9 protein-coding genes and 1 pseudogene are annotated in these 12,777 nt (G+C 68.2%); 7 read left to right on the top strand and 3 right to left on the bottom strand.

All coding sequences use genetic code 11. The features are described 5' to 3' along the window. The 5 genes and pseudogenes from ACIP8W_RS27940 to ACIP8W_RS27920 all read left to right on the top strand — a co-directional run. A pseudogene (locus ACIP8W_RS27940) lies at nt 1-463 on the top strand (ABC transporter ATP-binding protein); the annotation flags it as partial. Further along, nucleotides 460-1,317 carry an ABC transporter permease subunit gene (locus tag ACIP8W_RS27935; RefSeq protein ID WP_402205121.1) on the top strand — a complete coding sequence of 286 codons (858 nt, stop codon included), beginning with the start codon at nt 460-462 and terminating at the stop codon, nt 1,315-1,317. The pseudogene ACIP8W_RS27940 and the gene ACIP8W_RS27935, both read left to right, overlap by 4 nt. A gap of 364 nt (nt 1,318-1,681) precedes the next feature. Further along, a complete protein-coding gene (locus tag ACIP8W_RS27930) occupies nt 1,682-3,265 on the top strand; it encodes an MBL fold metallo-hydrolase (protein ID WP_402205119.1) in 1,584 nt (527 codons plus the stop codon). A gap of 131 nt (nt 3,266-3,396) precedes the next feature. Continuing rightward, nucleotides 3,397-4,416: a 4-hydroxyphenylpyruvate dioxygenase gene (gene hppD / locus ACIP8W_RS27925; RefSeq protein WP_402205117.1), complete on the top strand. Its 1,020-nt coding sequence runs from the start codon at nt 3,397-3,399 to the stop codon at nt 4,414-4,416. Continuing rightward, nucleotides 4,413-6,851 carry an aminotransferase class I/II-fold pyridoxal phosphate-dependent enzyme gene (locus ACIP8W_RS27920; RefSeq protein ID WP_402205115.1) on the top strand — a complete coding sequence of 813 codons (2,439 nt, stop codon included), beginning with the start codon at nt 4,413-4,415 and terminating at the stop codon, nt 6,849-6,851. The genes hppD and ACIP8W_RS27920 overlap by 4 nt, the downstream gene beginning before the upstream one ends. 110 nt (nt 6,852-6,961) lie before the next feature. Here the strand turns inward: ACIP8W_RS27920 and ACIP8W_RS27915 are convergent, their stop codons facing one another. Together ACIP8W_RS27915 and ACIP8W_RS27910 are read right to left on the bottom strand one after the other, a co-directional pair. Continuing rightward, entirely contained in the window at nt 6,962-7,606 is a 645-nt protein-coding gene (locus ACIP8W_RS27915; protein WP_402205113.1) for a GNAT family N-acetyltransferase, read from the bottom strand. Between the two features lie 33 nt (nt 7,607-7,639). Beyond that, a complete protein-coding gene (locus ACIP8W_RS27910) occupies nt 7,640-8,440 on the bottom strand; it encodes an alpha/beta fold hydrolase (RefSeq protein ID WP_386296556.1) in 801 nt (266 codons plus the stop codon). Nucleotides 8,441-9,068: 628 nt separating this feature from the next. Here ACIP8W_RS27910 and ACIP8W_RS27905 point away from each other — a divergent pair. Beyond that, the gene (locus ACIP8W_RS27905) at nt 9,069-10,040 is read left to right on the top strand and encodes a TauD/TfdA family dioxygenase (RefSeq protein ID WP_402205111.1); all 972 of its coding nucleotides are present in this window, start codon (nt 9,069-9,071) and stop codon (nt 10,038-10,040) included. Between the two features lie 63 nt (nt 10,041-10,103). Here ACIP8W_RS27905 and ACIP8W_RS27900 read toward each other — a convergent pair whose 3' ends face one another. Further along, on the bottom strand, nt 10,104-11,264 hold the full coding sequence (locus ACIP8W_RS27900) for a cytochrome P450 (protein ID WP_402205109.1): 1,161 nt from the start codon (nt 11,262-11,264) through the stop codon (nt 10,104-10,106). A 690-nt stretch (nt 11,265-11,954) separates the two neighbouring features. Between ACIP8W_RS27900 and ACIP8W_RS27895 the strand changes: the two genes are divergently transcribed. After that, the gene (locus tag ACIP8W_RS27895) at nt 11,955-12,698 is read left to right on the top strand and encodes a hypothetical protein (protein WP_402205108.1); all 744 of its coding nucleotides are present in this window, start codon (nt 11,955-11,957) and stop codon (nt 12,696-12,698) included. Nucleotides 12,699-12,777 lie beyond the last annotated feature (79 nt).

Genomic DNA, 12,777 nt, shown 5'->3' with positions numbered 1-12,777 from the left:
AAATACCCCATGCCTGCATCCAGTCGGCAATCCCACGCCCGGCCCAGCGAGCCTCAAAAACCGGCTTCAGAACCGACCGGTGGATCGAGGCTTAGTCTCCAGCCACCTCATGTCCGAGATGGAGAACACTGCTGCCCACCTCGTCGTCATCGGCAAGGGTCGGCTGATCGCCGCAGAGAGCCTCGAGGACTTCGCCGCGCGGGGAGCTCATCAGAGTGCCATAGTCCGCACCCCCGACGTGGCCGCACTGCGCACCATCCTTGTTGAGGCGGGCGCCTCCGTGGAGCCGCACACTGACAATTCGCTGACGGTGACGGGCCTGAGCGCGGCCCGCATCGGCGACCTTGCCTTCCAGAACATGGTTCCGGTGCACGAACTGACTCCCCACACCGCCTCGCTGGAAGCTGCCTTCATGGAAGTAACCGCTGATAGCGTCGAGTACGCCGCAGGAGACGCCCGATGACCGCAACCGCCAGGTCCGGCACTGAGACCGCCGTGCTGTCCGCTGAAACGGCCGAGCCTCGAGCCCGCTTCACTGACCTGATCGCCGCCGAGTGGATCAAGATGTGGTCGTTGCGCTCCACACCGTGGGCGTTCGTGGCCGGCACACTGGCCATCATCGGCTTCAACGTCTTCACCGCCTACAATGACTACAGCAACTGGCCGGGCTGGGATGCCAAGCAGAAGGCCGACTTCATGCCCAACTGGGCAATGCTCGACTCTTTCTCCGACGCTGCCGTGCTGTGCCTGATGCTGACCGCCAGCGCCATGGGCGCCCTTACCGTCGTTGGCGAGTACAGCACCGGAACGATCCGGACGACGTTCGCGGCCGTACCCGCCCGCCGCTCCGTGATGGCAGCCAAGGTCACCGTCGTCACCGTTGTCAGCACCGTGCTGGGCTTGGTCGCCGCGGGCGGTTCCTTCTGGTCGACCCAGGCGCTCCTCGCCGGGCGCAACACCGGTCTGTCGTTGGGCGACCCGGGTGTTGTGTCCGCGGTGCTCGCCTCCGCCCTGGCTGCCCCGGTGGCCGCGCTGGTCGGCATGGCTGTGGGCGCGATCCTACGGGCCAGTGCCGCCACCATAGGCGTTAGTTTCGCACTCCTGCTGCTCGTCCCGATGGGCATCAGCGACGACCACCACGGCACGGCCGTCGTCGATCACCTGCTGCCCTACAGCGCCTGGGCGCGGCTGATGCAGGTCGTTGAAAAGCCCGCGAATTTCCCGTGGTCCGAGACCGGAGCGTGGGCGGTGTACGCAGCGTGGTACACCGTCTGCGCCGTTACCGCGATCTTCGCGGTGCAGCGCCGCGATCAATAGCCGGGAAACGGCACCCCGAAAAGCCGTCGCCGGAATCCGGCGACGGCTTTTCGGGGTTTTCTAGCAACCGCCCTTTGTGGCCACTGAAAGAGCGCGCACCGGCCGTTCAACTGAGACGAATCCGTAGTTGAACACCGCCTCTGTGCCCAAGCCCCACGAGCCCAGGGGTGTTCAATGTCTGTGCACCCTCCTCCTGTTGAACCAGCCATGCCTCCGGGACATTCTGTGCGGCGGGGAACGTCATAAGCAATATTGCGGTGCTCTGCAATTCCCCTTGTCGTTCTTACGGTCCGCTATGGCGTCATGGGCATGCGCGTGTCCCTGGGCGGTCCTAGTCCTTGGTTCTCCTGGAGGGAGTGCACATATGGCCGACGAGCAGCTGTTTCTCAGGTCGAAAGCAATCATCGAGCCGCTCGTGGACAGGTTCTTCGCCTGGCCCTACACGATCGCGCCGGTGCAGGCGGCGATGAACCTGGCCTTTCTTCAGGTACCGCTCCTCGAGTCCTACCTGCAGTCGCCGCAGGTACACGTCGCGGCCAGCAACAACCCGGAGCTGCGCGGCGGTTACTTCATCAACATCCCGGAGGAGCGCGCCGACGAGGTCCGCGACCTGCTCGCCACGATCAAGCGTGACCGTGCCGACATGCTCCGGTTCGCCGAGGCGATAGCCGCCGGCCAGGAGATCCTGCGGGCGAACGCCACCGGCTTCGACCTCACCCCGCTCTACCCCAAGCTCCCGGCCGAGCTGGGCGGCCTGGTCGAGCTCGCCTACGACACCGACAACCAGGCGCAGATGCGCTTCATGGAACCGGTCGTCTACAAGAGCGACGTCTACCAGGAGGCCCGCCAGTCGGTGCAGCTGTCCCTGGAGACGGGCATCGAGCGTCCGTTCATCCTCAGCACCCCGCGCCTTCCTTCGCCCGATGTGCTCGAACTGCAGATTCCGTTCCGCCACGAGGGCCTCGCGGAGCTCTTCAAGAGCCGCGTCCACCCCACGACGCTCGCCCACCTCCGCGAGGCGCTCGGCCTCGACGACGCCCAGGCGCAGCAGCTGCGTACGCTGCTCACGGACAAGCCGAGCCTGTCCGAGGACCGCCACATCGAAAGCGGCGGCCGCATCCGCTACTTCGGTCACGCCTGCCTCGTCCTGCAGACGCCGCAGGCCGCCATCGTCACCGACCCGTTCATCAGCGCGGACAGCGACAAGACCGACCGCTACACGCTGGACGACCTGCCCGACTACATCGACCTCGTCGTGATCACCCACGGCCACCAGGACCACATCGTCCTGGAGACGCTGCTGCAGCTGCGCGGCCGGCTCGGCGCGATCGTCGTCCCGCGCTCCTCGCGCGGCAACCTGGCCGACCCGTCCATTGCCCTGATGCTCAGGAACCAGGGTTTCCACGTGATCGAGGTCGACGACTTCGACGAGGTGGAGTTCCCCGGCGGAAAGATCACCGCGACGCCGTTCCTCGGCGAGCACTGCGACCTCGACATCCGCGCCAAGTCGACGTACTGGGCGGAGCTGGCAGGCAAGAAGATCTTCATCGGCGCCGACTCCTCCGGCATCGAACCGTCCCTCTACCGCTACGTGCGCGAGCACCTGGGACAGGCCGACATGGCCTTCCTCGGCATGGAGTGCGACGGAGCCCCGCTCACCTGGCTCTACCAGGCGCTGCTGACCATCCCGGTCACCAAGAAGATGAGCAACTCCCGCAAGCTGAGCGGCTCCAACGCGGAGCAGGCCGCGGCGATCATGACCGAGCTGGGCGCCGGCGAGGCCTATGTCTACGCGATGGGCGAAGAGGACTGGCTGGGCCACGTCATGGCCACCACGTACACCGAGGACACGTACCAGATCAAGCAGATCGAGGAGTTCCTGACCTGGTGCAAGGACCGCGACATCAAGGCCGGTCACCTCTTCAAGCAGCAGGAGTGGCGCTGGTAGCCACGCCTGATCCACGCCATTGACGACCTGGGGCGGGACACCCAGCAGGGCCGCAGCAGCGGCGCGGGTGCCCCGCCCCCTTCTTCCGCCAGCATCGACTCAGGGCATCTGCCTATCAGGAGGTTCTCTCCATGGTTGTGCAAGACATCGCGTACGTGGAGCTGTTCACCAGGGACAAGCGTTCGGCCGTTGACCACCTCGTCTCCGCCATGGGTTTCACGCCGGTCGCCGACTCCGTCGAGGTCGACCGCAGTTCCCTGCTGCTGAGACAAGGCGACGTACAGATCATCGTCACCTCCGGCCGGGGCATCTGGGGATTCCTGGACGAGCACGGAGACGGCATCGCGGACATCGCACTGACCTGTGACGACGTGGCGAGCACCCGGGACGCGGCACTGCTCGCGGGTGCCAGGCCCGAGGCCTCCCTGCGGGGCAGCGCCGTCGTTTCGGGTTTCGGCGACGTGGTGCACACGCTCATCCCCGCCGTCTGCAACCCCGCTGACCAGCTCCCGCCGGGCCGCAGCTGGATCCCCTCGTCCGGTACGCAGCGCCCGCAGGGCCACGTCCGGGCCCTGGACCACGTCGCGGTGTGCCTTGTCGGCGGCACACTGGCCCAGTACGCGGACCTGTACCGCGACGGCTTCGGCCTCTCCCGCTTCCACACCGAGTACGTCGCCGTCGGCGGCCAGGCCATGGACTCCATCGTCGTACGCAGCGCCACCGGCGGCACCACCTTCACCTTGGTGGGACCCGACCCGGCCAAGGACCCCGGCCAGCTCGACGCGTTCCTGGAGCGCAACGGCGGACCCGGCGTGCAGCACCTGGCCTTCCTGGTCGACGACATCATCCCGGCGGTACGGGAACTTCGGGACCGTGGCGTGGACTTCCTGTCCACCCCGGACTCCTACTACGACCTCCTCGGCGAGCGGTTCGAGGGGCTCGGCGGCATGATCGAGGAGCTTCGCGACGCCCAGGTGCTGGCCGACCGGGACGAGTGGGGCCACCTCCTGCAGCTGTTCAGCCGCTCCCCGTACGAACGCAACACCCTCTTCTTCGAGTTGATCCAGCGCCAGGGCTCCCGCGGCTTCGGCAGTTCCAACATCCGCGCCCTGTACGAAGCGGTGGAGCGCGAGCGGCTGACCGCCGGATGAGCGGATCCGATCGGGCTCCCGTTCCCCTGGTCACTCTGGCCGACTACGCGACCGGGGCGCGGCCGCGCTTCGAGCCCACTGTCTGGGACTTCCTGGAAGGGGGCGCGGGCGACGAGCGCACCCTCGCCGCCAACCTGGCCGCCTTCACCCAGGTCTCGTTGCGGCCCCGCGTGCTGGCCGGCACCGGCATGCCCGACATCAAGACGGAGATCTTGGGCGGTACTTGGGCCGCTCCTCTCGCGATCGCGCCGATGGCCTACCACGCGCTCGCGCACGCCGGGGGCGAAGTGTCCACCGCCCGCGGTGCGGGGGCCGCAGGCCTGCCCCTGGTCGTCAGTACCTTTGCGAGCCGTACCTTCGAGGACATCGCGGCGGCTGCGACCAGCCCGCTGTGGCTCCAGGTGTACTGCTTCCGCGACCGCGCCGTCACGCAGGCTCTGATCGAACGTGCGGAGCGGGCGGGCTTCGAAGCCCTGGTACTGACCGTGGACGCGCCACGCCTGGGCCGCCGCCTGCGCGACGTGCGCAATAACTTCCGCCTGCCCGCGGGCGTCGCACCCGCCAATCTCACCGGCACCGGATTCGACTCGCCCGGCGCGCACGCACTGACCGAGTTCGATCCGGCCCTCGACTGGTCGGTGATCGGCTGGCTGAGGTCCGTCAGCTCCCTTCCGGTCCTCGTCAAGGGCGTCCTCACCGCCGCAGACGCGCGCCTGGCGGTCGCCGCCGGTGTCGACGGCATCGTGGTCTCCAACCACGGCGGACGTCAGCTCGACGGGGCTCCCGCCACCCTCGACGTGCTGCCCGCCATCGCCGCCACGGTGGCGGGAGCCTGTCCCGTTCTGCTCGACGGTGGCGTACGACACGGTGCGGACGTGCTCGCCGCCCTCGCCCTGGGCGCCGACGCCGTGCTGCTCGGACGTCCGGTCCTGCACGGTCTTGCCGCGGCCGGGGCGGACGGAGTCGCGGACGTGTTCGGCATTCTCACGGAGGAGCTGACGGAAGCGATGGCGCTCACAGGCACAGGCTCGGTGGCGGCTGCCGGACCCGGACTGGTCTCGGACGAAGGACAGCCGGCCGGTCCGGCCGGCGCCCGTCACCTCGCCCCTGTGTCCGCTCCACGAGCCGGTGGGTCCGGCGTGCGCAAGGAGGACCTGCACGGCAGTGTCTCGGACCCGGTGCTGGACACGATGAACTTCCTCAACGAAATCACCACCCGCTACCCCGACGCGATCTCCTTCGCACCCGGGCGCCCCTACGACGGCTTCTTCGACACCGAGCAGATCTTCACGTACCTGCGCCGCTACCTGGACCACCTCGCGGCACAGGGCGCCTCGCCCGGGCAGGTGCGCTCCGCGCTCTTCCAGTACGGTCCGACCAGCGGCCAGATCCGGGAGCTGATCGCCGACTTCCTGCGCAAGGACGAGGGCATCGACGTACCGCCCGAGTCGATCGTGGTGACGGTCGGTGCCCAGGAGGCGATGCTGCTCGCGGTGCGCACGCTCATCGCAGGACCCGAGGACGTACTGCTGGTCTCCAGCCCCTGTTACGTCGGCATCACCGGCGCGGCGCGGCTGCTCGACGTCCGTCCCGTCGCGGTCGAGGAGACCGAGGAAGGCGTCAGCGTCGCCGCCCTGACGGCAGCGATCCGGCGCGAGCGTGCGCGAGGGCGCCGCCCGCGCGCCTTCTACGTCATACCCGACCACTCCAACCCGTCCGGCACCACGATGTCGACGCAGACCCGCAGGGAGCTGCTGGAGCTGGCCGCCCGCGAGGACATCCTGCTGCTGGAGGACAGTCCGTACCGGCTGGTCAGCCCGGGCCGGCAGGTGCCGACCCTGAAGTCCATGGACACCGACCGCCGGGTGATCCACCTCGGTTCGCTGTCCAAGACGCTGTTCCCCGGGGCGAGGGTCGGCTTCGCCGTCGCCGATCAGACCGTCACGGACGGCTCGGGCCGCACGTCCCTGCTCGCCGACGAGTTCTCCAAGGTCAAATCCATGGTGACGGTGAACACTTCGCCGGTCAGCCAGGCACTGGTGGCCGGCATGCTGCTGACGGCGGACGGGCGGGCTTCCGACCTGAACGTGAACACGGCCACGTACTACGGAGACGCGATGCGGGTCACCCTGGACGCGCTCGACGCGGCCTTCCCACGCGGTGAACGCGAAGCACTCGGCGTGCGCTGGAACGAGCCGAGCGGAGGCTTCTTCCTGTCCGTGACGGTGCCGTTCCGTGCGGACAACGCCGCGCTGATCCGCTCGGCGGAGGAGTTCGGGGTCATCTGGACGCCGATGTCGTACTTCTACCCCGGGGGCGGCGGCGAGTGCGCGCTGCGACTGTCCGTCAGCTATCTGGCACACGAACAGATCAAGGACGGCATCGGCCGGCTGGCCCGGTTCGTCACGGAGCAGGCGGCACTCGCCCGGGCATGAGCGCCCACAGAGCCGAGCCGGCCCCTCGTCCGGGGGGCCGGCAACAGCTCGTCCTGAACCCGGTTGCCCCGAGGACGGGCCTTCCCTGAGGACAAGCTGAGGAGTCCGTCCTACCGGTCGCTCGCGGGCAGGTGCCGCGGATCGCGCGCCAACGGCCAGGGAGCCATCCGCGGATCGGGGATCCGCTTGTCGGCGGTCTCCGCCTCGGCGGTCTCGAACCCGCGCGCATGGTAGTTGCGCACCGCATGAGGGTGGTCGAGCGAGCTGGTGCGCAGATAGACGTACGACGCCGGCTCGGCGCCCGGCCCTCCCCAGTCGACTCCGCCGCGCCAGGCCTGCTCGATGCAGGCCGTCAGCAACGCGCCGCCCAGGCCCCGGCCGTAGAACTGCGGCAACAGCCCGAACAGCACGATCTCCACGGCCCCGCCCGGCTGGGCCTCCAGCTCGAAGAACCCGGCAACGGTGCCCTGGACGGTGGCGATCCAGGTGCCCATCGACTCCCGCTGGACCCAGGCCTCCCACGTCTCGTGGCTCCAGGCGAACCGGTCCGTCCAGCAGACGTGGGAGCCGACAGCGCCGTACAGAGCACGACTCAGATCGATCGAGGGCACCTGCGAGCGCTCCACCCGCATTGGGACGTCCGAGTGGGCCGGCCGCAGCCGGCCGGGCGAGGACATGCGCAGCGTCCAGGTGGTGACGCCCTGCTGCACGATCTTCGCCGCAGCGCCCGGAGCAATGAACTCAGTCTGTGTCACAGCGAGGCCTTACGTGAGGTGGCGAGGAGGAGGTCAGTGTTTGTCGAGGAACTCGATGATTGCCCTGTTGACCTCGTCGGGCCGCTCCAGGTTCCCCAGGTGCCCGCAGGACTCGATCTCCACGTGGTCGCAGCCGGGAATGGCGTCGGCCACCTCCGCCACCAGGTGCGGCGGACAGATCAAGTCGTCCGAGAAGGCGATCGTGCGGCACGGCACGGTGATCGAGCGCAGCACCTCGCGGCGGTCGCCCGCCCGGTCCACGCCCGCCTGCCCTTCGCCACCCGCACTGCCTCCAGTCAGCTCGAAGATCTCCAGCCAGCTCTTCGCGGCCAGGTCGTCGTTGAGGGTCGTGGGGGAGAGCATCTCCAGGACGGTGCGCATCGCCTCGTACTTCGGGGGCAGCCGGACGCCGCTCTCACGCAACGCGAGGTCCGCCTCCGTCAGCGCGCGCCGCGTCGCATCGGACCGTGCACGCGTGGCGATCAGGACGGCCGAGCGCACCAGGTGCGGATACCGGGCCGCCAGCTCCTGGGCGATCATCGCGCCCATCGAGGTGCCGACGACGCGGCACGGCCCGAGCCCCAGGGTTTCGATCAGGCCCTTCGTGTCGGCGACCATGTCGGCGAGTGCGTACATGCCGACGGGCGCGTCGGACGCACCGATGCCCCGGTTGTCGAAGATGACGGTCTCGTAGCCGGCGGCATTCAGGGCCGGTGTCTGGTGCGTGGTCCAGACGTGCCCGGCGGCGCCCGATCCCATGATGAGGAGCACCGGCTCTCCTCGGCCGTGGCGCTGGTACGAGAGCCGGATGCCGTTCGAGGTCACATAGGGCATGGCGCGCCCTCGGTCTCGGTCTTGGGGTGCACGAGGGCCTCCAGGTCGTCGTCGACGAAGTCGTTGCAGGGCAGGCGCACGGAATGCATACGAACGTCCCCGCCCGCCGCGGGTGCCCATGGCGGCAGTCGGGCCGTTCGGCGACGTGGACGACTCGTGTGACAGTCGGTACCGGGCCGCAGCCTCCGGCACTGTCGGGCGCCACACGATGACACGGGACCAACTGGCTGATCAAGAGAGGTGGTTGGGCACTCTCGTGGTCCTGTTCAACCGGGTCGGGCACGCAGTTGAACGATCGACGGCCCAGCGTTGACCCGACCGCGTACGGTGAGGGCATAGTGACCGTCCGGCCCTGCCCGTCGGCTCGTCCGACGCCGTGGCAGAAGCCCGGGGTTCCGGCCCCGGAACTCCCGTGTCCTGTCCGCTCCCGTGCCCGTCGCACCGGCCCGCAGCCATGCGAAGGGGTGAGTACCGGGCGGCGTGACGCACCGGGCCACCAGCTGGCTGCACCACGTGGACGTCTGCCGCCGTCGCCGGGGCAGCCCGGTCCACCTCGATGCGACCGCCTGAGATCAAGGGCCAGGTGTTCCCGCACGGACAACGAGCTAGCAGTCGAGGAGTCTGCGCCATGAGCGACCTGAGCACCATCAGCGAGACGAGCCCCACGGACGACCTCGCGCACTGGAAGCCGCTGGAGGTGTGTCCCGCCGGGCCGACCGGTGTCGACGGGATACGCGAACGCCTCGCAGCCCTCGGCGACTTCGGCGCGCTGCTCGCCCGGGCCAAGGCCGTGGTCTTCCGCGGATTCGAGGTACCCGAGCAGGACGTCGGGACGGCGACGGCCCTGTTGCTGCCCAACCGGCTCGGCTACGTGCACGGCACCTCGCCGCGCACCCAGCTCGGCGGGAACCTGTACACCTCCACCGAGTACCCGCCGGACCAGACCATCGCCATGCACAACGAGCTGTCCTACAGCCACCACTGGCCGGAGCGGCTCTTCTTCTACTGCGCCACCACCCCCGGCTCCGGCGGCGCCACACCGGTCGTGGACGGAGGGTTGTGGCTGGCATCCCTCGACACCGAGGTCCGCGAAGCGTTCGCTGGCGGCATCCGCTACACCCAGAACCTGCACGACGGTTTCGGTCTCGGACGCAGTTGGCGCCAGACCTTCGAGACGGACGACAGGCAGAAGGTCGAAGCGTTCCTGGAAGCCGGCGGGTTCGAGTGGCACTGGACTCCCGACAGCGGGCTGCGGATGATCAGCCCGATCCGGCCGGCCACAGTCACACACCCCGTGACGGGCGCCGAGGTGTGGTTCAACCAGGCCGACCACTTCCACCCCGCCGCCCTGGGCGACGAGACCTCGCGTGAACTCGCGCAGATCCTGCCGCCCGAGGAGCTGCCGCAGTCCGTCACGTTCGCCGACGGCAACGCCATCCCGGACGCGTACATCCTCCACATCCACGACCGGGGCCTGGAGGTCGCCGTCGACGTCGACTGGCGGCAGGGCGACCTGATGGTCATCGACAACGTCGCGGTGGGTCACGGACGACGCCCCTTCACCGGGGACCGCAGGGTGCTGGTCGCCATGTCCGACTGAGCCGCATCCGGTACGTGAAGGGGGCGCCCACCTGCACCTTGGGCGCCCCCTTCGCCTTTGCGTTCAGGCGGCCTTCATCCGCACGGGCATGCTCTCCGGGCCGTTGACCACAATCGAGTCGAGGAGCTTCGGCTCGCCGTCCAGCTCGACGTGTACGCCCTGGCGCAGCAACTCCCCGTACAGTAGACGCAGTTCGACGCGCGCCAGCATGCTGCCCAGGCAGAAGTGCTCGCCGAAGCCCAGCGAAAGATGGCGATTGGGCGTGCGGTGCACGTCGAAGGTGTCGGGGTCGGTGAAGACCGACTCGTCGCGGTTGGCTGAGGGCAGCCAGAACACCACCTTGTCGCCCACCTCGATGCGCTGTCCGTGAATCTCCGTCGGCCGCACCGCGGTACGCATGATGTGTGTGGCCGTCGACGTCCAGCGCAGCACCTCCTCGACCGTGGACGGCAGCAGTTCGTGGCCGTCTCGCACGGCCTGCCACTGACCGGGGTGCTCCAGCAGTGCCAGCATGCCGCCCGCGGCCGCGATGCGGGTGTTCTCGGTGCCACCGACCAGCAGGTTGTCGCAGTTGAGGATGACGTCGTCAGCGCTCAGCCGTTCGCCCTCGACCTCCGCCGTCGCCAGCACGCTCACCAGGTCGTCGCCTGGCTTCTGCGCCTTCTCGGCCTGCAGCGTCTCGAAGTACCCGAGGATGTTGAGGTGTGCGAAGCGGCGCGTGAGCGGATCACCCGCCGCGAACGCCTGGCTCGTGAGGTCGTACAGGTGCTCCCAGTCGGACTCCGGCACTCCCATCATCCTGCAGATCACGAACAGCGGGATCCGGGCTGCGACGTCCGTGACGAAGTCACAACTGCCCTGCTCCAGTGCGGTGTTCACCACGCGTTCGGCGATGCCCTGCATCTCCGCCTCCAGCGCGCGCACGGACCGCACGGCGAACCAGCCGTCGACCAGCCCTCGCAACTGCTTGTGCCGCGGCGCGTCCGTCAGCGCCAGCGTGCGTCCGCCGCCCGGATCTGCCCCGTGGTCGGCCGGCCGCAGCAGGATGCCCTGTGCCGAACTGAACGTCTCCGCGTCCCGGTACGCGGTGCGGATGTCGTGGTAGCGGGTCAGGGACCAGAAACCCGGAAGCTCGGTCGGCCGGTGCCAGTGCACCGGATCGTTGGCGCGCAACCATTTCCACTGCACAAAAGGATCGCCCTGGGAATAGAGTTCGGGATCCACCAGATTGATGTGCGGTGCTGAATCAGGCATACGGGTGCCTCGCAGATTTATGAATGACGGGAAGCGTTGCGGAGATACGGGCGACCGGACCGGACAAGAGTCGGAATTCACCTGACGCGATCATCAGAGCCACGGTCTGGATACAGGTGCCATTCACTGTCGCCGCCCGGTGCTCTTGCGACATTGATGGATCTCTGACCTGCGCTGTTTCAAGTATGTCTGGAAGGATCTTGGAGATCGTTTCCTCGGATAGTTGCGATACTTGACGGCTTGCCGGGGAGGTTTGGATCGTTTCCTGACGGTTTGCTCTAGTGGCTGTAGATCAATGTTGCAAGTCTGATGGGATGTCGCAGGTGTCTCGGGTCGCACATAGGAAGCCGGTGGCGATCTTGGGTTTTGATTGTCACGCTTTGTCCATCTTGTGGCCGTGTGTGGTGGTGATCAACTGCCGGGGTTTTGATCTCGGTTGGGCGTGGAGATCATGTCCGGTGGGATCCGTGGCGGTGGCGTGGGCCGGCCGGCAAGCGGCGGTTGCTGGGACGGATGCCCGGAGCCGGCAGGGGAGTCGGCGGACGCGATCTTGGCGTGGTCCGGGGCCGGAGAAGGCGCTGGGCGGCCCCACTGCCTCGGCGGGCCTCACTCTGACGGAACCTCAGACTGCCTGTCACACCCGGCCGTTACGCTCAGAGCATGAGCCGCACACTCACGCGTTCCGTTGATGAGCTCCCGGGCGATCCGGCCCGCCTGTACTTCTCCTACAGCCACGGCCACCCGGCCGAGCAGTGGGAGGACGAGGACACTCTGGAGTGCTGGCACGTCGCGATCACCTACGGACTTCCCGGTGACGAGGACGAGGCGGAGGCGGGCGGTGACGAGGACAGCGGTCTGCCCGAACAGCCCGCGCCGGGTGCGTCGGTGGGCGGCATCATGCTGTACCGGTTGCGGGATGTCACCGGACGCGACCGCTGGCAGGTCGCCGACGCGCATTCGGGAGACCTGGAGGTCATCGCGAGCGCGGTGTTCTCCCGCAAGCATGGCACGTACGCGAAGGCCTTCGACAAAGCCGTCGAGATGCCGGTCGGTGACCTGCTGATCCTGGACCGGGTCCGGCTGGACAAGGCATGGCGCGGCTTCGGGCTCGGGCCGCTGTGCGCTGCGGAAGCGATCCGCCGCTTGTCCGGCGGATGCTGTGCGGTCGCGGCCTACCCGGCGATGTCCGAGTACCCCGGCAACCGGGACGAGGTCACCGAGGACTACCGGCAGCGGGCGAAGACGAAGATCGCAGCCTTGTGGGAGAGCATCGGCTTCCGCCCCTTCCGGCGCGGCGTATGGCTCCTGGACACGGCGCTGCGTGAACCCGATGACCTGCTCCGAGCCTGTCAGGAGGACCTTCAGAAACTGTCGGCGGCCTACCGTGAACACCGGGGGCGCTGAGCCGCCCCGGCACGGTGCACTGCGAGCCCGGGTTCCTGCCGGACAGTCAACTGCGCTCCGGCGCACACTATGTGGGCCG

Origin of the sequence: Streptomyces sp. NPDC088554, from assembly GCF_044752945.1 — a bacterium.
Classification (GTDB): domain Bacteria; phylum Actinomycetota; class Actinomycetes; order Streptomycetales; family Streptomycetaceae; genus Streptomyces.
Note: the sequence above shows the minus strand (reverse complement) of the source record. Positions and strands in the feature narration are given on the sequence as shown.